Genomic DNA, 21,375 nt, shown 5'->3' with positions numbered 1-21,375 from the left:
TGGAGCTGAGAATAAGAATCAGCGTTTGTACGCAAAAAACGACAGCAAATAAAGAGGAAGCCGATGCGCGACACAACGACTAAACGAACGTTCAAGCTCTGTGCGGCAGCGATCTCGGCGCTGCTAGTTGCGGGGTGCGCCGTCGAGCAGCCTAATGTAAACGAAATGTCCGCTGCGGTGATGCCACAGGGTTGGTCCAATGCGCCGCTGCCTTTCGGCGATGCGGCGGCATTCAAGCATTTCTGGCTGCGCTGGAACGATCCGGGGCTTGCCGCGGTGGTTGAGCGAGCTACGCTGGCCAACACCGATGTGCTCACGGCTGCCGCCAACCTGCGTGCCGCCCACGCGAGTCTTATTTCAGCAAACGCCTCGCTCTGGCCGAGCGCTACGCTCGACGCCAACACGAATCGCAATCGTGCGCAGCACCAAACAACGACCGATTACAGCGCTTCCGCTTCGGGGGCTTGGACGCTCAATCTGGCGGGTGCTCAATACTGGTACGCCGATGCGGCGGAACTGAGCCTGCGTGCCTCGGCCTTGTCGCTTGAAGATGTCAAGGAGTCCGTTGCCGCCGAAGCGGCTCAGGCCTATGTGAATCTGCGCGCTGCGCAGGCGCAACTCGCGCTCGTGCGGGCGACGCTTGAAAACTATCGAGAAACGGCCGATACGGCAAGGTGGCAGTTTGAGGCGGGTACGGGCGCTGCTTCCGAAGCCGAAGATGCGCTCGTGCAACTTGCTTCGGCGCGGGCGCGAATTCCGCAGATCGAGTTGAGCATCACGCAATACAAAAATGCATTGGCTCGCCTCACTGCGCTGCCGACCGACCAACTGCCGATCTCGGCCGAAGGCGTCATCCCCGTGCCGCCCGCAGGCTGTGCTGTTTCGATGCCCGCGGCGCTTCTCGAACGGCGTCCAGACATTCGCAGCGCGCAGCGCTCGCTTGAAGCGGCCGTTGAAAGCCTGAGAAGCGCCAAGTCCAATTACTGGCCGACGCTTTCCATTCGCGGCGACATCGGGACGACTGCGGCCACCGTGAGTGCGCTCGGTGCTTCCGGCACGGGCATCATCGGCTTGGTGGGCGCGCTTTCGGTGCCGGTTCTCAACTGGGGAAGCCTCATCGCAGAAGAGGAAACGGCTGCCGCACGTCTTGATGAGGCACGCGCTTCATACATTTCGGTGCTCTTGCGGGCTCTGGAAGAAGCGGATAACGCCATTGCAGGGATCGCGAGCGCCGAGCGGCGCAATTCGGATTTGGTGCTTGCCGTCGAACACGCAAGGATTGCCGAGCAGCTCTCGCGCACGGAGTACGAAACGGGGATCGGTGACTACGCCATGCTGCTTACGACGCAGCGCTCGCTCATCTCCATGCAGGAAACCGAACTGGCCAATCGGGCCGATCTCGCAAACAACTACATCATGCTTTACCGGGCTTTGGGCGGCGGCTGGGCAGTGCGGCAGGCTGAGAATGAATCGTCGGGGCAGCCCGAAGAAGACTCGCAGGCTGCTTCGTCCACGAACGTCGGGCTGGTGTCGAGCGGACAGTGAAAAGGGATCAATAAAAAATGACGACGCACAACAAAATCGATTCAGGAAAAACTGTCGCGGCGGGCGACAAAAGCCGTCAGGCGGCTCTGCTCGACGAGCCGAAGCGCCCTTGGTACGTTCGTGCAGGCATCGGACTGCTGGTGCTGGCGGTTGTGGGGGCTGCGGGCGGCTATTGGTTCTTCGGGCGGGACACGGGCACAAGGATTTCTTACGTCACAGAAAAGGCGGTTAGAGGCGACCTTAACGTCACTGTCACGGCCGACGGGACGCTCAATCCCATGCGAACGGTGACGCTCGGCTCGGAGCTCTCCGGCATCGTTCGGCGTGTCAACGTTGATGTGAACGACACGATCAAGACCGGTCAGACATTGATCGAACTCGATACGCGCAATCTCGAAGCGAAGGTGCTCTCGGCGCGTGCGTCGGTGGCGAGCGCCAAGGCGAGACTCGCCGAAAGCGAGGCGACGCTCAATGAAGCGAAGATCCGCTATCGGCGCCTCTCAGACCTCAACAAGCTTTCGGGCGGGAAAATGCCTTCGCGTGCCGATCTCGACGAGCAGAGCGCGACTGTAAAGACGGCCGAAGCATCGGTTGCTTCGGCCAAGGCTGCGATTGACGACGCGCAGGCCTCGCTCAAAACTGCGGAAACGGACTTGAGTAAAGCTGAGATCAAGTCGCCCATTGACGGTGTCGTGCTCGCGCGCTCGGTGGAGCCGGGCTACGCCGTGGCGGCGAGCCTGCAGGCGGTAGAACTGCTGTCCCTTGCGACCGATCTGCGCGAACTTGAACTGAGAGTCGACGTCGACGAGGCCGACATCGGCGTCGTGCAGCCCGGGCAGCCCGCCTATTTTACGGTGAGCGCGTACCCTGATCGGCGTTTCCCTGCGACGCTCAAGAAAGTGGCTTACGGCTCGACCGAGACCGAAAACGTGGTGACCTATACCGCGTACCTTGACGTTGCAAATGCCAATTTGCTCCTGCGTCCGGGGATGACGGCTTCGGCAACGATTTCGACGGCGCACAGGGACGACGTTCTGCTCGTGCCGAATTCGGCCTTGCGTTTCAAGCCGCGCATTCAGAAAGAGGAAAGTTCCTTCCGGATGGGGCCGCCGCATCGTAGTGACGCGCAGAAAATCGCCAAGGAAGAGGGCGGGCACGCGCAGCGCCAGCGAACGATTTATGTTCTGCGCTCGGGTACGCCGATACCGGTGACCGTGACCACGGGCCTCACGGACGGGACGCGTACGGAAGTCATTTCGGGCGAGATTGCCGAAGGTGAGGCAATCGTTGTCGATCAGCAGAATGCGGCTGCGAAGTAGCGAGCCGGCGGAGGATTGCCATGACTGCAGATACGCCGCTCATCGAGTTCCGAGGCATCGGCAAGCGCTACGGCACGGGCGAGGCGCAATTTGTTGCGCTTCAGGACATTTCACTCACGATTCGCGAGGGCGAGTTTGTCGCCATCATGGGGCCGTCGGGTTCCGGGAAGTCGACGGCGATGAACATCATCGGGGCGCTCGACCGTCCGTCCTGGGGGGAATACCTCTTCAGCGGCGTGCATGTTGAGAACCTCACGAACGACCAACGCGCTATTCTCCGGCGCAAGTATCTCGGTTTCGTTTTCCAGGGGTTTAATTTGCTGCCGCGAACGACTGCGCTCGAAAACGTGGAGCTGCCGCTCGTCTATCGAGGGCTCTCCGCCAAGGAGCGGCACGTGCTCGCACGCGAGGCACTCGACCGCGTGGGACTCCTTGAGTGGGAGTCGCATACGCCCGCGGAGCTTTCTGGCGGTCAGCAGCAGCGCGTCGCGATTGCGCGTGCCATCGTGATCAAGCCGAAGCTTCTTCTTGCGGACGAACCGACGGGCAGTCTCGACAGTGCTCGAAGCGTTGAAATCATGGAGTTGCTCACGGACCTCAACCGTTCCGACGGCATCACGATTGCGCTCGTGACACACGAACCCGACATGGCTGCCTACGCCCGCAGGCACATTGTTTTTAAGGACGGCCGTTTGGTCCGCGACGATCAGGGGTTGCCAGGGAAAGCGGGCGCTGTTTCGAGGAGTGCCGCATGATCTGGAATGCTTTTCTTCTTGCCGTGAGGCAGATTTGCCGTAATCCGATGCGTAGCCTTCTCACGGTGCTTGGCGTCGTGATCGGCGTGGCAGCCGTCATCACGATGGTGACGCTGGGCAACGGCGCAACGAATGCGATTCGCTCCGAGATCGAATCGTTCGGTATGAATCAGATCATGCTGCGCCCGGGGATGCGCCTCGGGCCAGGTCAGAAAGTAGGAGCTCCCGATTTCAAGGTCGAGGACGGCGAAGCGATTCGTACGCAAATTGCGGGCGTCGATGCCGTGGCGCCTCAAACCTCAAAGTCGCTTACGATTGTAGCCAACGGTCGAAACTGGCAGACATCTGTGATCGGCTCGAGCAACGACTACTTCACGATCGACAATCGCGAGCTCGCCGACGGGCGCTTTTTCGAAGACAGTGAAGAGCGATCGGGGGCGGCCGTCTGCGTGATCGGGAGCACCATCGCCAACGAACTCTTTGGCACGACAAAAGATGTCGTCGGTCAGCAGATTCGAACGGGGGGCTTTTCCTGCCGCGTCATTGGACTACTTAAAACCAAGGGTTCGGCTGCCATGGGCGGCGACCAGGACGATCTCGTCGTCATGCCGCTCAAAACCGTTCAGCGCCGTATTCTGGGAGAAAACCGCATTTCGGCGCTCCTGGTAAGCATGAATCCGAACTCCGATCGAGAACGTCTGAAGTTGGCCATCACCGATCTCATGCGCGAGCGCCGCTCGCTCTCCGAGGGCGAAGACGACAACTTTACGGTGATGGATACGGCCGAAATCGCCGAGAAAGTGGCTTCGACTACCCGCATCATGACGACGCTTCTCGGGGCTGTTGCAGGGGTGAGTCTTCTTGTGGGGGGCATCGGCATCATGAATATCATGCTTGTATCCGTTACCGAGCGAACCCGAGAAATCGGTATTCGTTTGGCGATCGGAGCGCTCGGACGAGAGGTACTGATGCAGTTTCTGATCGAGGCGCTCATGCTTGGGTGCTTGGGCGGACTGCTCGGGGTTGTCATTGCACTTGGTGCCTCGAAAGCGCTCTGCATGATGATGGACGTGCCCTTCATCTTCAATCCGGCCATCAACGTGCTCGCCTTCACGGTGTCGGCTGTTACGGGGGTTGTCTTCGGCTTTTTCCCGGCGCGCCGTGCGGCTCGTCTTGACCCGATTGAGGCGGTTCGCCACGAATGATGAGGTCTGCCGACGGCTGAGAGAGTTTAGGCAAATGTGGAAAGAACAAAAGCCCCGTCCAAATGCAGAACGGGGCTTTTGTTCGAATGCGGCGCAGCTGTGCCGGTCGCTTAGAACGGAACGTCTTCTTCGAGCTGATCGATAGAAGCGGTTGTCGCGGCGGGCGAGCTCTGCATGGCGGGTGCAGCAGGCTGCGGCGCGGGCATAGGACGGGGCGCGGGGCGAGGTGCGGATTCGAAACCGTCGGGAGCGCCGGCTCCAACGGCGTCGTTGCGAGAGCCTACGAATTGCATGTTTTCACAAACGATTTCGGTCGTGTAGCGATCCATGCCGTTCTGGTCCGTCCACTTGCGGGTGCGAAGACGGCCTTCTACGAAGACCGAGCGGCCCTTTCGCAAGTAGTCCTTAGCAAGCTCGGCAGTGCGCCCGAAGAGCACGACGCGGTGCCATTCCGTTTCGGAAACAGGCTGGCCGTCACGGTTTTTGTAATTGCGGTTCGTCGCTACATTGAGCGTCGCAATGGCGGCGCCGCTTTCGGTGTAGCGAACATCGGGATCCTGGCCGAGATTGCCGAGGATCAAGACCTTATTGATCGAAGCCATGGTCTAAAAACCCAAAAAAATCAGCTGTACAAAAATCGATAATCAGACTTCAAGAGCATCGCCCGGCTGACGAATCGTGCGAACGGGCTCCCTAAGGCCGGTTGCGGATGCGAATGAGCAGAGCATAACAAAAGCTGCGGCGATGAACACGGTTTCGGCGTTGAAGTGCTGAGAGATCCAGCCGCCAGCCGCGCCGCCGACGAAAAGTCCCAGATTCTGCGTCGTGTTGTAGATGCCGAGTGCAAGTCCTTTGGCTTCTTTGGGTGCCGAGCGTGAGATGAGTCCCGGGAGCGTCGCCTCAAGCACGTTGAAGCACATGAAAAAGAGCGCGAGAAGAAACGCGATTTCCCAAACGGAGTGCATGAGGAAGGCAAAAAGTACAAGCACAAGGCAGAGAAGCAGTGTCACGATACGCAGAATCGGAACGGTTTTTGCCTTCTTTTCGCCAATCATGATGGGCGGCCCCATAAAGAGGAAGCCCACGAGAACGGCCGGCAGATAAATGTGCCAGTGCTCGACGGCGGGTAGCTTCATTTCGATGAGGCGTGTGGGTACGACGATGAAAATACCGGTCAGTACGGCGTGCAATGCAAAAATCGCTATGTTGAGACGCACGAGCTGCGGGTCGAAAAAGACGCGCTGCCAGCGCACCGACGTTGACCGAGTGTCGCTCTCGGTTTCTGGCGAAGCAGAGGCGTCTGGCACGACGAACTTCACGACCAAAATGGCAAGAACGGCGAGAACACCCGTGAGAAAGAAGAGACCGTCGACGCCGAAGGCCTTCGCCAAAGGCGGCGAGATAACGAGTGAGAGGGCAAAGGTGAGACCGATTGAGGCGCCGACCATTGCCATCGCTTTTGTGAGGACGGTTTCGCGCACCGAATCGGAAATAAAGGCCGTGACGGCGGCGGAAATTGCGCCCGCGCCTTGAATGGCACGACCGATCAGCGTGAGCCAAATGTTGTCAGCAAAAGCAGCGAGAAAGCTGCCCGCGGCAAAAATGACGAGACCTACCGCAATGACGGGTTTGCGGCCGAAGCGGTCCGATGCCGCACCAAACGGAATCTGCAGGATGCCCTGCGTCAGACCGTAGATGCCGAGCGTGACGCCGACGAGGAACTCGTTTTCGCCGCCCGGAAGCTGGTGTGCGTAGACCGCAAAGACCGGCAAGATAACAAAGAGGCCGAGCATGCGAAGCGCGAAAATGCTTGCGAGCGCGAGGCTCGAGCGTCTCTCAAGCGGCGTCATGCGGAATGCGGATTGCGGGCTGTCGGGATGCGCGGTGCTGGCCATGGCTGCAGGGCATCGCGCGCCCGAGCGGCGCGCAGGGAGCGCGAGGCACGGCCGTGCGGTGCGTTCGGGTGTGAAGATCGATCGAAAGGTTATATGCTTTTCAGTTTGGGTTTTCCTTAAGAATTGGGCTACGCAGATGGACGTCATTTCCATTCGGGGCGCTAGAACGCACAATTTGAAGAACGTCTCCGTCGACCTCCCGCGCGGTCGCTTGATTGTTTTCACAGGGCTTTCGGGGTCGGGGAAGAGTTCGCTCGCCTTCGATACGCTTTATGCGGAAGGCCAGCGCCGCTACGTCGAGAGCCTTTCCGTCTACGCAAGACAGTTCCTCGAGCTGATGCCGCGTCCCGACGTGGACCGCATCGAGGGGCTCTCGCCCGCGATTTCGATCGATCAGCACAGCGCTGCGTCCAATCCGAGATCGACTGTGGGGACAGTGACGGAGATTGCCGATCATTTGCGTGTGCTCTTTGCCCGTGCGGGTACCCCCTATTGCCCGACGCACGATATGCCGCTCAAGGCCGAGTCCATTGCCGCCATGGTCGACAAGGCGCTCAAGCTGCCCGAAGGGACGCGTTTGATGGTAGTGGCGCCCGTTCGCCGGCAAATGAAGCAGGGGTTTGCAGCCTTTTTTGCCGAGCTCGCCGCCAAGGGCTACAGCCGTGTTCGCATTGACGAAACGGTGATGACGCTTGAAGAGGCCGAGCACTTCGAATTCGGCGGGCGTGCTCACGACATAGATGTCGTTGTCGACCGTGTCCGCATGCGCGCTGACATTCGCGAGCGTCTTGCAGCGAGCTTTGAAACCGCTGCGGAACTCGCGGGCGGGCGCGTCGTGCTCGTCGGCATGGACGCGCCGCTCGTTCTGCGCTTTTCTTCGAAATTTGCCTGTCCTGTGTGTGACTATTCCGTCGGTACGCTCGAGCCGCGGCTTTTTTCAGCCAACAGTCCACAGGGTTGCTGTCCGCGATGCCGCGGTACGGGTCTGAGCGACGATTTCGATCCTGACAAGGTCGTTCGCTTGCAGCAGCTTTCTGTGGCGCGCGGAGCGATTGAAGGATGGGACGCGCGAAATCCGAAGAAGTTCGACCGTATTGCTGCGGCTATTCGTGCGCTCGGCGCGGATCCCGAAACGCCTTGGTGCGAGTATCCGGCTGCCGTCCGAATGGCGCTTCTTTACGGCAGTGACGTTACCCGCAGACTCGAGCCCGCCTTTGAGGGCGTCATTACGGAGATGGAGCGCTTTTGGAACGAGTCGAGCGAGACGCTGCGGCGCGTGCTCGAGCGCTTTCGTGCCAAGTGCACTTGCCCCGAGTGCGGTGGCAGCGGGCTCGGCGCGGTAGCGCGCAGCGTCTATTTGGGGGAGGGAGAAAATCGACGTACCATTGTCGACCTTTCGGCTCTCTCACTTGGCGATTTGATGCGTTACTTCAAGACGCTTGAACTCGCAGGTGCAAAGGCCGAAATTGCACAAAAACTCCTCGAAGGGATTCTGTCGCGACTTGAAATTCTCAACGATTTGGGACTCGGCTACCTGTCGCTCGAGCGCCGTGCGGGCACGCTCTCGGGTGGTGAGAGCCAGCGCATTCGATTGGCCGGACAGATCGGCTCCGGGTTGACGGGCGTCATGTATGTGCTCGACGAGCCGAGCATCGGTTTGCATCAGCGCGACAACGATCAACTGATTCGCACTATGCAGCACTTGCGCGACCTGGGTAATACGGTGATTGTGGTCGAGCATGACGAGGATGTTATTCGTGCGGCGGACTTCGTTGTCGACATGGGGCCGGGGGCGGGTGAGTTCGGCGGCGAGATTCTTGCGGCAGGCACGCCGAAGGCGATTATGGAGAGCGAAGCTTCGATTACCGGACGGTTTCTAAGCGCAGAGCGCAGTATCGTCATGCCGGGGTCGGACTTCGATCGAGCGAATGCGCCGTGGTTTCAGCTCTCGGGTGCGTGCGGACACAATCTCAAACATGTGAACCTGCGGTTTCCCGTCGGCGCTATCACCGTGGTCGCAGGTGTATCGGGGTCGGGGAAGTCGAGTCTCATCAACGACACGCTCTATCCGCTGCTGGCAGCGCAGTATCACCGTGCGGAAACGAAACCCCTTGCGTTCGACCAGGTCGATGGACTTGATCTCTTTGACAAGGTGATCTGTGTCGATCAGTCGCCGATCGGACGAACGCCGCGCTCGAACGCCGCGACGTATACGGGACTTTTCTCCCTCATCCGAGAAGTCTTCGCGCAGACGCAGACAGCGCGCGAACGCGGCTACGATGCGCGCCGCTTCAGCTTCAATACGAAGGGTGGGCGGTGCGAAGCCTGTCAGGGTGACGGCGTGGTGAAGGTGGAGATGCAGTTTTTGCCTGCACTTTATGTGACATGCGAAGTTTGCGGAGGGAAGCGCTACAACCGAGAAACTCTTGAGGTCCGCTACAAGGGCTTGAGTATTGCCGAGGTGCTCGAACTCACGGCGCAAGAGGCGCTCGCGTTCTTCGATGCTTATCCGGCGATCAAGCGCAAACTCCAGACGATCTGCGATGTTGGTCTCGGTTACATCCGGCTCGGTCAGAGTGCGCCGACACTTTCGGGCGGCGAAGCGCAGCGCCTGAAGCTTGCGACAGAGCTAGCTAGAACGGATACGGGGCGCACGCTCTACATTCTGGATGAGCCGACGACGGGACTGCATTTTGCTGACGTTTCGCAGTTGCTCGGCGTGCTGCGTCAGCTCACGGCTCTCGGCAACACCGTGCTCGTAATCGAGCACAATCTTGATGTCATTCGTTCGGCTGATTGGGTGATCGATATGGGGCCGGAAGGGGGCGCCGCGGGCGGCCTCGTGTTGGCTGCAGGCACGCCGAGCGAGATTGCAGAAAACCCGCAGAGCGTGACGGGGCCTTACCTTCGACGACTGCTTGAGGGTGTGGCTGCGGCGGCGCCGAAAAGGAAGCGGAAGCGTTCGGATTCCAAGGACGGAGCGTGATGATCGACGCCAACGAACGCATGAGCGTGGACGTCCTGCTGACGGGGGCGAACGGTCGGCTCGGGGAGGCTGTCGCACGCGAATTTGCGCACACGGCACCGACGCTGCGGGTTGCGGCGCTCGGCCGCTCGTTGCTCGATGCGGCGGAGCAAGAGGCCGTGCATGAAGCGTTCTCTCGCCTTGCGCCACGGGTCGTCGTCAATGCGGCTGCCTTCACCGATGTTGCTGCGGCACAGGCGGCAGCGCGGAACTCTGCAGCCCTAGACGTCGTGATGCGGGCGAATGCTCGTGCCCCCGAAGTGCTGGCGCAGGCTTGTGCGGCGCACGGCGCCTCGCTTATCCATTTTTCTACCGATTACGTCTTTTCGGGCGGCGGTAGCCGCATGCGAACCGAAGTTGAAAAGCCGCGGCCATTCGGTGTCTACGGCAGAAGCAAGCGCGCGGGTGAAGCGGCACTCGAACACGTCGGGCGACAAAACCCGACATTTCGGTATTTGATCTTTCGACTGAGTTGGCTTCACGGCGCACCAGGCGACTTCGTCTCCAAGGTTCTTGACGCAGCGCTTGCAGGCCGACTCTCTCGCATGAGAAACGATCAGTGGGGACGACCCACTTCTTACGAGAGTGCGGCAAAACTCGCGGTGCAGACGACGCAGCGCGAACTTATGAATGAGGGCGCACAGAATTCGCTGCACGTAACGATTCCGCGCGGCATCTATCACTTTGCGGAACCTGGCCCCGTTGTCAATCGATTGCGGCTCGCGAAGCTTATTCTGGGCATGGGGGCGGTTAAGTTGGCCGAACGCGGGTGCTTGTTCGAGAGTGAAATGTTGCGGCGCGCGGGCGAATCGCTTCAGGGCTGCCGAATGCACGACCGAGCAAGACCGGCCAATTGTAGGCTTAATTGTGGAAAACTCAGTGGATTGATGGCAATTGATTGTTTTTCTTGGAATTATTATGTTGATAAGTCCGTGGAAAACTTTTTGCAATCACGCCTTTTGGGAATGGAAGAAGCCTCAGATACATGCTTGGACAAAGAAAACTGAGTTAGTCGGTGTCAAACCGAGGGAGAAATAACGGCAGCGCCTCGAAAGGCCGCTGCCGTTACTGCTTTGTTAAGCAACGAGCCGCAGGATGGACATTACGAGCGACTCGCGACAGGCGTTTCAGTCGGCGCGCTGTTTTTGCGCCGCACGCATAGACTCAAAGCGCCAGCTGTCGCGGCACATCGCATCAATGTCGTACTTGGCTTCCCAGCCGAAAAGTTCTTTGGCAAGCGTCGGATCACACCAGTTGGCAGCAATGTCGCCCGGGCGGCGTTCGGCGAGACGGTAGGGAACCCGTCGACCGCTCGCTTTCTCGAACGCTCGGATGACTTCAAGCACGCTGTAGCCGCGGCCGCAGCCGAGGTTGACAGCAATCCAGCCCGTGTGCGCCACTGCGTAAGGGATGGCTTTGGCATGGCCTTCTGCGAGGTCCATTACGTGGATGTAGTCGCGCACGCCCGTGCCGTCGGGCGTGTCGTAATCGCTTCCGAAGACGGCAAGTTCGGGCAAGCGGCCGTTGGCCACGCGTGCCACGTAGGGAAGGAGGTTGTTGGGGATGCCGTTGGGGTCCTCGCCAATGAGGCCCGACGGATGCGCGCCGATCGGATTGAAGTAGCGCAGGCACACGACCGAGAGCGACGGATCGGCCTTGGCGCAATCGGCAAGAATCTGTTCGATGTGCAGCTTCGTGCGTCCGTAGGGATTCGTGGCTTCGCCCGTCGGGCAGTCTTCCGTGAGCGGAAGCTTTTCAGGCGTCCCGTATACGGTTGAGGATGAAGAGAAAATGAGGCGGCTGACGCCTGCATTTCTCATGGCCTGCATCAGGCGAACGGTTCCGACGATGTTGTTGTCGTAATACTCGAGGGGCTTTTCGACGGATTCGCCGACGGCCTTGAGGCCCGCAAAGTGAATCACTACCTCGGCACCGCTCTCTTTGAGTGCCTTTTCAAGCAGTACGCCGTCACGGATGTCACCTTCAATAAAGGTCGGCCGCTTGCCGGTAATGACTTCGATGCGATCGACGACGTCGGCGTCGGCATTGGACAGGTTGTCGTAAAGCGTGACGTCGTGGCCAGCTTCAAGCAGTACGACTGCGGTATGCGAGCCGATGAAGCCCATGCCGCCGGTGAGGAAAATCCGCATGCAAAAACCTCGTAAACTGTGTGGAAGTGTCGGGTCTCCGCCGCCTCCGGGCGGGGTCTCGTTGTTGTTCGATAAGTCTACCGTCTCCGAAACAAGCTCGAGCTCGGCGTCGGTTCGAAGCGAGAGTTCGGGCATGGTTTCCGCAAAAAAAATCAAAGCGGCAGCAATTGTCGCGCTTTGCATGAGTGCGGCAGTTGCTAGTGCGCAGACGCCTGAAGAAGTGCGTGCACGTTGTCGTGCCGAAAACCGGCCTTGCGTCGGGCTAGTGCTCTCCGGGGGCGGTGCCAGAGGCTTCGCGCACGTCGGCGTCATTAAGGTGCTGGAAGAAATGGGGATTCGCGTCGACGTGATCGCCGGGACGTCCATGGGTGCTATGGTAGGTGGCGCGTACGCGGCGGGTTTCTCCTACGAGCAGCTCGAGTCGACGGTGCTGGGCGTGGATTGGGATCAAATGCTCGCCCCGCGTCCGGATCGTGCCATTCTGCCTTTCCGTCGCAAGCTCGACGACTATAAAAGTCTGCCTTCGAGCGGCATCGAAATCGGAGCCGACGGCGTACCGACGTTGCCCGACAGTTTCGTGCCCTCCGAAGAGCTCGCGCTCTTTCTTAACGAGAAAACGGGCACGGTGTCGATGATCGAAGACTTAGCCCGTCTCTCCGTGCCGTTTGCGTCCACAGCGACGGATCTCGTTTCGGGCGAGCGCGTCGTCATGCAGAAGGACTGCACGCTCGGTCAGGCTATGCGGGCGTCCATGTCGCTGCCTGGCGTGTTTGCGCCACTGCCCTATCACCGCAAGCTTCTTGTCGATGGAGGGCTTGTGGATAACCTCCCGGTAGAGCTCGCGCGCAGCATGGGAGCGGAGGTGCTGATCGTCGTCAATGTCGGTACTCCCCTCTCAAAGCGAAGCGAACTCAACTCGGTTGTCGGCGTCATGGCGCAGATGGTGAACCTACTCACGGAGCAGAACGTGCGCGAGTCGCTCGCGAGCCTCACCGACGAAGACGTTCTCATCACGCCCGATCTCGAGGGTTTTACAAGTGCGGACCTGAAGCGCAGCGCCGACATCATCAAGCGCGGCGAAGAGGCTGCGCGCAAATCGCAGGCGGCGCTCCTTAAATTTGCGCGCCCGAGAGCGGAATTCCTAGCGTGGAACGAGACGCGCATGCGGCCTTTTGCTGATGAAGACGCTCGCAAAGTGCACCGGCTCTCCGACATCCGCGTCGCATCGCGTCGGCGATCGGCGGTTGCGCCCGAGCGTGTTCTTAACGTGGCCGACATCTCGGCTGACAAGCCCGTCACGAATGCTGAACTCGACGATGCGTCGCGTCGTGTTTGGGCCGAAGGCAACTTCGAAACCATTACGTATCGCTTCGATCCGGGGCCTAACGGCACCGAAGTGCTCGTCTTCGAGCCGCGCGAGAAGCGCCGCGGCTATTCGAGCGTGCGGCTTGGCGGTTCGGTGCAGACGAATTTCGAAGCGGACAATTCGTTCAATCTGCTCTTCTCACACTCCTGGAACCTTTTGAACGACTGGGGTGCGGAGTGGCGCAACGAAATTCAGGTGGGCGAAGAGCGGCGCTTTACAAGCGAGTTTTATCAGCCGCTTGGGGCTGGGTCGCCTTGGTTTATCCAGCCGAAGGTGGAGTACGCGAGAGAGCCCTTTGATGTCTATGAGTACGGCGATCCGGTCGAGCGGCGGCGCAACGAGACGCTGCTTGTCGATTTCATGCTCGGCCGCGAGATCGATCGATTGGGCTTTGCGGGCGCATCTCTTGGCTGGATTCGTACGAAGTCTTCGCAGGAAGTCGGTGTTGAGGGGACGAGCGATAAGTTCTCGAGTTGGTACTTGGGCGGCGAATTCCTTTACGACACGCTCGACAACATCAATTTCCCGACGCGCGGGGTGCGATTCTCGGCTTTGGGGCGCCTTACGAACGATACATCCGGCAACGAGGGTGGCGACGAGTACTACTCGGTTGACGCGCTTGTACCGTATTCCGTCGGACGTTGGACCCTCACTTTTAGCGGCGAGGTCGGCCGTTCGACCGTTTCGAGCGCCTTCTCGCTCGGTGGCGCGAAGAGACTCGCCGGCTCCGCGTACGGACGCTGGACCGGCTCGCGCATGCAGTACGGGCGGCTTTCGCTCGCCCGTGAGATTTCCGGTACGTTCGATGCCATCAAGCAGCCGGTTTGGATCGGTGCTGCAGCTGAGGCCGGGCGCGCTTGGAATCCGAATGCGCCGAAGACAAGCGAAAGTTCGGACGACGACTGGCATTACGCCGGGTCGGTCTATGTTGGGATCGACAGCCTGATCGGTCCGCTTTTCTTTAGCTACGGGCGTACCTTCGGCGACGAATCCGCGTTCTTCTTCCTGTGGGGGCGCCGCGACTAAAGCCGACGCTGCTCGCGGTTACTTCTCGTCTTCGACTTGCGGCAGGTGCGAGATCGCCAGACCGAGCGCTTTGAGCGAGAGTCCGATTTCTGCCGAGAAAAGCAGGGCGGAGACGACGATGAGCGTAATGGCGGCGACGAGCGTGATGCCTTCGAGCGCACTCAAGTCGATGTCGAAAAAGCGCGAGCAGACGCTCACGGTCACAAGCAGCGCGGAAAAGACCGCTGAAATGGCGACGGAGAGAACGCCTCGGCGCAGCAGCGACGCGCGCAGATAGATGATCTCGATTTCCGCATCAATATCGGGTTCGAAGCGTGCTTCGCTCGTGTCGCGCTTGGCCATCAATTGACGGATGCGGTTTGTCGCATGGTTGTAGCGATTCGTCATGCAGATCATCAGCAGGCCTACGCCCGAGATGAGGGTAATCGGCGTGAGGGCGCCCGCGAGCGCCTGATTGAATTCGACAATGCTCAGCATGATGTTTCTTATTGGGCGTTGGACTTGCGGCCGGGTAGGTGCTTGACGGCCATGCCGAGTGCGTGCAGGGAAATCGTGACCTCGACGCAGAATGAGAGTGTTGACGCAACAATGAGGCCAAGTGCAAGGACGAGCCACACGGCCGAGACCGTCACGAGATTGACCTGCGAGAAGTGCGCAAAGACGTTTGTGGCGACGAGCAGACCCGAGCAGACGGCCGAAAGGGTGAGCGAAAGCATCGCAATGCGCAGGTAACGGGCGCGCTTGTAGATCAAGCGGATTTCGCGATCAATGTCGGGTTCGTTGCGCCAGCCGCCGTCTTCTCGCTTCTTGATGAGCTGACGAATGCGGTCTGTTGCGTGGTTGTAGCGAGTCGTCATGCAGAGCATCAGCAGCCCCACGCCCGAGATGAGCGTGATAGGCGTCAGTGCATTGACGAGCATGTCGTTAAAGACGTTCATTTGGATTGCATCAAAGCGTATTGAGAGTCAAAAGTCGAGCAGGCGCCGAAACCTTGACGCCTGCGGCTGAGAAAGTTAACGGTGTTAGGCTTCAGGCGCTTTGCGTACCGACTTGGGCGGGTTCTGGCGCGGGATCGCTTTCGGGCGCAGCTTCGCGAAGGAAGTCGGCTTCTTGGGGCGCAACAATACGGCGATAGTCTTCCGTTCGGATGATGATTGAAGCGTCGAGACGTCCGGCGTTGAAAGCGATTTCCTCGTAGCGCGTAAAGAGCGACGGATCGGCAACGACAACGAGTGCGTCGGTAAAGCTCACAGGCGGGACGGCACCAAAGACACTTCCTGTGAGATCCATGACTTCTTCGGGACTTGCGAGCGCAGCGCGTCGGCCACCCACAGCCGCGGCGAGCTTATGCAGATCCGCCTGCTTGTCGGCAGGGAGGATTCCGAGGACATGGAGTTTCACGCCGTTGCCTTTGACCGTACAGCAGAGCGCTTTGGCACCCTGGCCGAGTTCCGTGCCGCGAATTTCGGCGACCGACTGGCTCGATTTGCCGCTCGCAGGGTGATGCATGACGCGATAGCGGGCGCCGCCTTTGTCAAAAAGTTCGCAGAGTTTTTCAAAGACGTTCTCAACCATTGGAAGCCGCTCCCGGTCAGGTAAAAGAAAGAATCATTGCGCTTCGAAGAAAGTCGAAGGGCTTTTCGAAGCGCCGTAGAATACGCCGATCGCATGTCGTCATGTGTCGACGACATAGTCAACAAAGAGAATGTTTACTCAGATCAAATAGCAATCGAACATGCAGAAAAAGAGACTGCCTGACGGCACGATCCTTTGCTTCGATTTCGGCCTTGCACGAACAGGTGTGGCTATCGGCAATACGCTGACGCGAGAGGCGCGACCGCTTGAGATTGCAGTTACGCCGACAAACGAGGCCCGCTGGGCGCGCGTTGAGGCGCTTGCGACCGAGTGGGCGCCCGTCGCTTTCGTCGTGGGCGTGCCAAGGCTTGGCGATGGGGCGCCGAGTACGCTCACGGCGCGTTGCGAGCGCTTCGCGCGGCAGCTCGGCGCTCGCTTGAAGCGACCGACCTTCACCGTGGACGAGCGCTTCTCGTCCGTTGAGGTTGAGAGCGGGCGTGAGAAGATCGACGACGAGGCCGCCGCCGTCATCCTGCAGCAGTTCTTCAACGAACTCGACAGTGCGTCCTAAAGGAAAGTTGAACATGCGTTATCTGATTGGCTCACTGCGGCTCCTCCTGGTCGGCCTTTTGATTCTCTTCATCCTCTTTTTGATTTATTGCGTTTTCCCCTTCATGAATTGGCGGGCGAGAGCGCGCATCATCAAGCCTGTAGCGCCCTGGATTCCTTGGGTGCTAGGGATGAAGCTGTGCGTCAAGGGACGGGTGCCGGACGCGTGTGCCGCCGAGCGCGGCTACCGAAGCGAAGGCTGCGGCTACATGGTCTGCTGCAATCACATCTCGTTTGTTGACATCTTCGTTCTCGATTCCATCTTGCCGGTGCACTTCGTGGCAAAAAAGGAAATTGCTTCCTGGCCGCTCTTTGGCGCCATTACGACTGGCGTCGGCACGATCTACATCGACAGAACGCGCCGGCGTTCGGTCATCGAAGTGGCTGAAGCGATGCGAACGACCCTCGAGAGCGGCGAAAACGTACTCTTCTTCCCCGAAGGCACGACAGGGCCGGGGGATGCGCTTTTGCCCTTCCACGCCAATCTCTTTTCCGCCGCTTGCGCGGCAAAGGCGCAAGTACTTCCCATAGCGCTTCGCTATACGCTTGAGGGCAAAACTTCAACGATTCCCTCGTATGCGGACGTACCGCTCTTTGACGTCATCAAACGCATCGTTTTTACGCCCGGACTCGTCGCCGAGGCGACGATTCTCGATCCGATCGATTCGAGTGAAAACGACCGGCGCGCGATCAATGCGATCGCTTCGGCCAATATGGCTGCCGCACTCGGCTTTGTCGATGCAACAGCCGAAGCCGCATTGAAGCGACGCGAGTCGGCGACAAGCGAATAGTCCCAAGCGTTTTTGATAGCGAATCAAATGCGACGGCCGCCGTCCGAGGCCTAGATGGACGGCGGCTATTTTTTCTTCTTTTTGGAAAAAGCGAGCGGGTCGGCCCAGCAGGGACAGGGTTCTTCGAAAAAACGCCTGTCAGGGAAGCGAACAGCGGTGAGGCGTCCGCCCCAGAGGCACCCAGTGTCGATTGCAACAATGTTCGGACGGTTGATGAGCCCGAGCATCGACCAGTGACCGAAGCAGACAAGGACATCGGCCGTTTTCCTATCGGGGTATTCGAACCACGGGACGAAGTCTGCTGGTGCGCTCGCGACACCTTCCTTGAGGTCAAAGTCGAGTTCGCCCGTTTGTTTGTTGACGAAGCGCATCCGCGTGAAGGCATTCAAGACGGCGCGCATGCGCTGCGGACCTTCAAGACTTTCCGACCACTGGGTGTTGCCGTACATGCCCTGTAGCCAGGTGCGCCAGTCCGGTCCGGAGAGTGCTTCGTGTGCTTCGGCTGCGAGCTCGCGTGCTTTTTCGAGCGACCAGAGCGGATGGATGCCTGCATGCACGAAGACGACGCCCTCGTCTTCGACGAGAAGCGGCTGAGCGCGCAGCCAATCGATTAGCGCTTCGGCATCGGGCGCCTCGAGAACGGATTGAATGGTGTCTTTTTTGTGTGCTTTGCCCGCGCCTGCCGCGACGGCGAGCAGGTGCAGGTCGTGGTTGCCGAGCGTCGTGCGTGCACGGTCGCCGAGCGACTTAATGAAGCGCAGCGCTGCGAGCGAATCGGGGCCTCGATTGACGAGGTCGCCCACGAAAACGAGCCGAGCGTCGGCAGGGAGTTGTTCGAGGAGACCTTCAAGACTTTTGAAACATCCTTGAATATCTCCGATGGCGAAGACCTCGCTCGAATTCGCAGTTGTCGGCAGAAGCATGGCAAAATTTCCGTTTGAATCGAGCCCTCCCAAAGACCTTGTCGTGCATAGTGAAGCGTTTCACTGCGTCTTCGGCGGCTCATTGAGGCGCCCCATTTTATAAGCGTCGGAAATCATAAAGGAACCTTAAATGAAGCCCGTCCGCAAAGTTGTTTTTCCGGTCAACGGTCTTGGCACGCGCTTTTTGCCGGCCACGAAGGCCATGCCCAAAGAAATGCTCCCCGTGGTAGACAAGCCGCTGATTCAGTACGCGGTTGAAGAAGCGGCTGCTGCCGGCATTACCGAAATGATTTTTGTCACAGGTCGCAACAAGCGCGCGATCGAAGACCATTTCGATACGCACCCCGAGCTTGAGCGCGACCTGCTCTCCAAGGGGAAAACCGAACTGCTTGAAATCGTTCGTGGGATTGTGCCTCCCGGTGTTAAGTGCATCTATATCCGCCAGCCCGAACCGCTCGGTCTCGGTCACGCCGTTCTTTGTGCGCGTCCTGCTGTGGGGGATGCGCCTTTTGCCGTCATGCTCGCCGACGACATGATCGACGGCAAGACATCCTGCATCGGTCAGCTCGTCGAGGCGCGCGCTGCCATGGGTGGCGGCTCGGTCGTCGCTGTCCAGGATGTAGCGCCCGAAGAAACCAAGAAGTACGGCATCGTGAGCGTTGACGATGCTTCGCAGACGACTTCTCGCTTGCGCGGCATCGTTGAAAAGCCCGAACCCGCTGTTGCACCTTCGCGCCTGGCGGTGATCGGCCGCTATGTGTTCGAGCCCGAAATCTTTGACTACCTCGAAGGTCAGAAGCCCGGTATCGGCGGTGAAATTCAGCTCACCGACAGTATTGACGGCTTGCTGACGGATTCGCCGTGCTACGCTCATCGCTTTGAAGGCACGCGCTTTGACTGCGGCAGCAAGCAGGGGTTCCTCGATGCGACGGTGCACTACGCACGCAAGCGCGGCTTTGCCATCAACTGACGCGATAGCTGACGGAACATAAGCGCAAATAAAAGCCGGTTGCAGTTTTGGAATGCTGCAACCGGCTTTATTTGTTCGTATTGACGGAGTGCTGTCTTCAGTGCCGGAATACTTATCAGCCGGCACGAATTTTTTCGAGAAGCCGCGTTGTCGACTTTTCATGCTCAAACGCAACGGCAACGGCCTTGCCGCCCCATGTGGCGGCAAGCTTCGTTTCCGGGAGCGTCTCGATCTCGTAGTCACCGCCCTTGACATAAATGTCGGGGCGGGCGAGCTCGAGGGGCTTCAAGGGCACTTTTTCTTCGAAAATCACGACGAGGTCGACCGATTCAAGCGCGGCGAGAACGGCGGCACGGTCGGCTTGAGCATTGATCGGGCGGTCATCGCCTTTGCCGAGCATCTTGACGGAACTGTCGCTGTTGACGGCAACGACGAGACTTGCACCCAAAGCACGGGCCTGTGCGAGATAGGTGACGTGACCGCGATGCAGGATGTCAAAAACGCCGTTCGTGAAAACCACCGGATGCGGCAGCTCTGCAGCGCGCTCGGCGAGCTCGTCGAGCGAGACGACTTTTTTCTCAAAGTCGGGGACGGGAAGGTGCTTGCTCATTGGGCGATCTCTTTGAACCATGGGGAGGCAACGGCCTCGGCAAGCGAGCGTGCCGAGCGGGTGGCGTCGGGAGCCGAAGCGATGTCGGGAAGCGCTTTGCCATCGGTGCCAAGCAGTACGCGCTCCGGGCAGCCCGCCGCACGTCCGGCTGTGCAGTCGCCCGGTTTGTCGCCGAACATGATGCTTGCGCCAAGATCGAGATCGAGCTCTTGCGCGGCGCGAAGCAACAGTCCCGGCTGCGGTTTTCTGCAGCCGCAGTCCAAACGATATTGCGCAAGCGCTTTTTCCGGATGGTGCGGGCAGAAATAGACGCCCTCGAGCGGTGCGCCCGCACGGGCAAACGCCGCTTTCATCCAGTCGGTGAGCTGCTCGAAATCGGCTTCCGAGTAGTAACCTCGACCAATGCCGGACTGATTGGTGACGACCACGAGCGCGTAGCCAGCGTCCTTGAGTGCTCGGGCGGCTTCAAGGACGCCCGGCACCCACTCGAATTCGTCGACTTTGTGCACGTAGCCGTGGTCGACGTTGATGACACCGTCCCGATCGAGAAATGCGGCGCGGCGCATCATCGCTCGCCGTTCGGGTATTCGACGAGGAGCTTGCGAATGTAGTCGCGCGTACCTTCCTGTACCGTGCGGAAGGGCACGTCGCAACCCGAGGCACGGAGCTTCTCGAGATTGGCCTGCGTGTACGCTTGGTACTTGCCCTTGAGGGCTTCGGGGAAGGCGATGTATTCGATTTCTCCCGAGGCGACGGCCGCTTCGAGGCTCAGCGTTTCGCGGCCTTCGGATTCGCGGATGGCGTTGACAACCGAGAGCGCGACATCGTTGAAAGGCTGCGCACGGCCGGTGCCGCAGTTGTAGATGCCGCTCACCGGGCGGTCGAGGAAGTGCATGAGCACGTTGCAAACGTCCTCGACGTAAACGAAGTCGCGCATCTGTGCGCCGTTGGCGTAGCCGAGGCATCCTTCGAAGAGCTTGACTTTGCCGTCTTTGCGGTACTGGAAGTACTGATGGAAGGCAACGGACGCCATGCGCCCCTTGTGCTGTTCGTTCGGGCCGTAGACATTGAAGTAGCGCAAGCCGATCACGGGAGCGCGCAGGTAATTGAAGTCGTGGCGAACGACTTGGTCAAACAGGAACTTCGAGTAGCCGTAGACGTTGAGCGGACCCTCAAAGCGGCGGTCTTCAACGAATTCGGTATGCGCGCCGTAGGTTGCGGCAGAGGACGCATAGATGAAGGGAATGCGAAGTTCCTGCGCCCAGCGGTAGAGGTCGAGCGTGTAGCGGTAGTTGTTCTCCATCATGTAGTGGCCGTCCTGTTCCATCGTGTCGGAGCAGGCGCCCTGATGGAATATGGCGTTCGGACGCGGCGCCGTGCCGGCACGCACGCGGGCGATGAAGTCGCGCTTGTCGAAGTAGTCCGAAATCTGGCACTTGGCGAGATTTACGAACTTTTCACTTTTTTCGAGGTTGTCGACGGCGATGATGTCGGTGACGCCTCGTGCATTGAGTGCGAGAACGTTGTTGCAGCCGATGAAGCCGGCCGCGCCGGTAACGAGAATGCTCATGGTCTAAATTTCCTATGGCTCGAGCGGGTGCCGAAAAGCAC

At 59.4% G+C, this 21,375-nt stretch carries 20 protein-coding genes; 10 read left to right on the top strand and 10 right to left on the bottom strand.

The window, feature by feature from the left end:
• Positions 1–63: 63 nt before the first annotated feature.
• The 4 genes from H6A60_RS00350 to H6A60_RS00335 are packed head-to-tail and all read left to right on the top strand — an operon-like array spanning position 64 to position 4,824.
• On the top strand, positions 64–1,545 hold the full coding sequence (locus H6A60_RS00350; RefSeq protein ID WP_205101360.1) for an efflux transporter outer membrane subunit: 1,482 nt from the start codon (positions 64–66) through the stop codon (positions 1,543–1,545).
• Positions 1,546–1,562: 17 nt separating this feature from the next.
• Positions 1,563–2,864 carry an efflux RND transporter periplasmic adaptor subunit gene (locus tag H6A60_RS00345; protein WP_205101359.1) on the top strand — a complete coding sequence of 434 codons (1,302 nt, stop codon included), beginning with the start codon at positions 1,563–1,565 and terminating at the stop codon, positions 2,862–2,864.
• 20 nt (positions 2,865–2,884) lie between these two features.
• A complete protein-coding gene (locus H6A60_RS00340; protein WP_205101358.1) occupies positions 2,885–3,619 on the top strand; it encodes an ABC transporter ATP-binding protein in 735 nt (244 codons plus the stop codon).
• On the top strand, positions 3,616–4,824 hold the full coding sequence (locus H6A60_RS00335) for an ABC transporter permease (RefSeq protein WP_205101357.1): 1,209 nt from the start codon (positions 3,616–3,618) through the stop codon (positions 4,822–4,824). The genes H6A60_RS00340 and H6A60_RS00335 overlap by 4 nt, the downstream gene beginning before the upstream one ends.
• Before the next feature lie 110 nt (positions 4,825–4,934).
• Here the strand turns inward: H6A60_RS00335 and H6A60_RS00330 are convergent, their stop codons facing one another.
• Together H6A60_RS00330 and H6A60_RS00325 are read right to left on the bottom strand one after the other, a co-directional pair.
• Positions 4,935–5,426 (bottom strand): single-stranded DNA-binding protein, encoded by a 492-nt coding sequence (locus H6A60_RS00330; protein ID WP_205101356.1) that lies wholly within the window; start codon positions 5,424–5,426, stop codon positions 4,935–4,937.
• A gap of 42 nt (positions 5,427–5,468) precedes the next feature.
• Entirely contained in the window at positions 5,469–6,719 is a 1,251-nt protein-coding gene (locus tag H6A60_RS00325) for an MFS transporter (RefSeq protein WP_205101355.1), read from the bottom strand.
• A gap of 136 nt (positions 6,720–6,855) precedes the next feature.
• On the opposite strand from H6A60_RS00325, the gene uvrA reads away from it, so the two are divergent.
• Both uvrA and H6A60_RS00315 read left to right on the top strand, forming a co-directional pair.
• The gene (uvrA, locus tag H6A60_RS00320; protein ID WP_205101354.1) at positions 6,856–9,705 is read left to right on the top strand and encodes an excinuclease ABC subunit UvrA; all 2,850 of its coding nucleotides are present in this window, start codon (positions 6,856–6,858) and stop codon (positions 9,703–9,705) included.
• Positions 9,705–10,751, top strand: a complete 1,047-nt coding sequence (locus H6A60_RS00315) for an SDR family oxidoreductase (protein WP_205101353.1) — start codon at positions 9,705–9,707, stop codon at positions 10,749–10,751. The genes uvrA and H6A60_RS00315 overlap by 1 nt, the downstream gene beginning before the upstream one ends.
• A 120-nt stretch (positions 10,752–10,871) precedes the next feature.
• Here the strand turns inward: H6A60_RS00315 and galE are convergent, their stop codons facing one another.
• The gene (galE, locus tag H6A60_RS00310; protein ID WP_205101352.1) at positions 10,872–11,894 is read right to left on the bottom strand and encodes a UDP-glucose 4-epimerase GalE; all 1,023 of its coding nucleotides are present in this window, start codon (positions 11,892–11,894) and stop codon (positions 10,872–10,874) included.
• 133 nt (positions 11,895–12,027) lie between these two features.
• Between galE and H6A60_RS00305 the strand changes: the two genes are divergently transcribed.
• Positions 12,028–14,286 (top strand): patatin-like phospholipase family protein, encoded by a 2,259-nt coding sequence (locus tag H6A60_RS00305; RefSeq protein WP_205101351.1) that lies wholly within the window; start codon positions 12,028–12,030, stop codon positions 14,284–14,286.
• A gap of 18 nt (positions 14,287–14,304) precedes the next feature.
• Here the strand turns inward: H6A60_RS00305 and H6A60_RS00300 are convergent, their stop codons facing one another.
• The 3 genes from H6A60_RS00300 to H6A60_RS00290 form a co-directional block, all read right to left on the bottom strand.
• The gene (locus tag H6A60_RS00300; protein WP_205101350.1) at positions 14,305–14,763 is read right to left on the bottom strand and encodes a DUF2721 domain-containing protein; all 459 of its coding nucleotides are present in this window, start codon (positions 14,761–14,763) and stop codon (positions 14,305–14,307) included.
• A gap of 8 nt (positions 14,764–14,771) precedes the next feature.
• Positions 14,772–15,224: a DUF2721 domain-containing protein gene (locus H6A60_RS00295; protein WP_205101349.1), complete on the bottom strand. Its 453-nt coding sequence runs from the start codon at positions 15,222–15,224 to the stop codon at positions 14,772–14,774.
• 91 nt (positions 15,225–15,315) lie between these two features.
• Positions 15,316–15,861 carry a YbaK/EbsC family protein gene (locus tag H6A60_RS00290; protein WP_205101348.1) on the bottom strand — a complete coding sequence of 182 codons (546 nt, stop codon included), beginning with the start codon at positions 15,859–15,861 and terminating at the stop codon, positions 15,316–15,318.
• Positions 15,862–16,021: 160 nt separating this feature from the next.
• On the opposite strand from H6A60_RS00290, the gene ruvX reads away from it, so the two are divergent.
• Positions 16,022–16,432 carry a Holliday junction resolvase RuvX gene (gene ruvX / locus H6A60_RS00285; protein ID WP_205101347.1) on the top strand — a complete coding sequence of 137 codons (411 nt, stop codon included), beginning with the start codon at positions 16,022–16,024 and terminating at the stop codon, positions 16,430–16,432.
• Between the two features lie 13 nt (positions 16,433–16,445).
• Positions 16,446–17,261, top strand: a complete 816-nt coding sequence (locus H6A60_RS00280; protein ID WP_205101346.1) for a lysophospholipid acyltransferase family protein — start codon at positions 16,446–16,448, stop codon at positions 17,259–17,261.
• Positions 17,262–17,326: 65 nt separating this feature from the next.
• Here H6A60_RS00280 and H6A60_RS00275 read toward each other — a convergent pair whose 3' ends face one another.
• Positions 17,327–18,184: a symmetrical bis(5'-nucleosyl)-tetraphosphatase gene (locus tag H6A60_RS00275; RefSeq protein ID WP_205101345.1), complete on the bottom strand. Its 858-nt coding sequence runs from the start codon at positions 18,182–18,184 to the stop codon at positions 17,327–17,329.
• Positions 18,185–18,314: 130 nt separating this feature from the next.
• On the opposite strand from H6A60_RS00275, the gene galU reads away from it, so the two are divergent.
• On the top strand, positions 18,315–19,154 hold the full coding sequence (gene galU / locus H6A60_RS00270) for a UTP--glucose-1-phosphate uridylyltransferase GalU (RefSeq protein WP_205101344.1): 840 nt from the start codon (positions 18,315–18,317) through the stop codon (positions 19,152–19,154).
• 115 nt (positions 19,155–19,269) lie between these two features.
• On the opposite strand, the gene rfaE2 is transcribed toward galU, so the two are convergent.
• From rfaE2 to rfaD, 3 genes are read right to left on the bottom strand one after another with little or no spacing between them, the layout of a single operon-like run.
• A complete protein-coding gene (gene rfaE2, locus H6A60_RS00265) occupies positions 19,270–19,764 on the bottom strand; it encodes a D-glycero-beta-D-manno-heptose 1-phosphate adenylyltransferase (protein WP_205101343.1) in 495 nt (164 codons plus the stop codon).
• Positions 19,761–20,333, bottom strand: coding sequence for a D-glycero-beta-D-manno-heptose 1,7-bisphosphate 7-phosphatase (gmhB, locus tag H6A60_RS00260; protein WP_205101342.1), 573 nt, complete (start codon positions 20,331–20,333; stop codon positions 19,761–19,763). The genes rfaE2 and gmhB overlap by 4 nt, the downstream gene beginning before the upstream one ends.
• On the bottom strand, positions 20,330–21,334 hold the full coding sequence (rfaD, locus tag H6A60_RS00255; RefSeq protein WP_205101341.1) for an ADP-glyceromanno-heptose 6-epimerase: 1,005 nt from the start codon (positions 21,332–21,334) through the stop codon (positions 20,330–20,332). The genes gmhB and rfaD overlap by 4 nt, the downstream gene beginning before the upstream one ends.
• Positions 21,335–21,375 lie beyond the last annotated feature (41 nt).

Origin of the sequence: Sutterella massiliensis (assembly GCF_016899755.1) — a bacterium.
Taxonomy (GTDB): Bacteria; Pseudomonadota; Gammaproteobacteria; order Burkholderiales; family Burkholderiaceae_F; genus Sutterella; species Sutterella massiliensis.
Note: the sequence above shows the minus strand (reverse complement) of the source record. Positions and strands in the feature narration are given on the sequence as shown.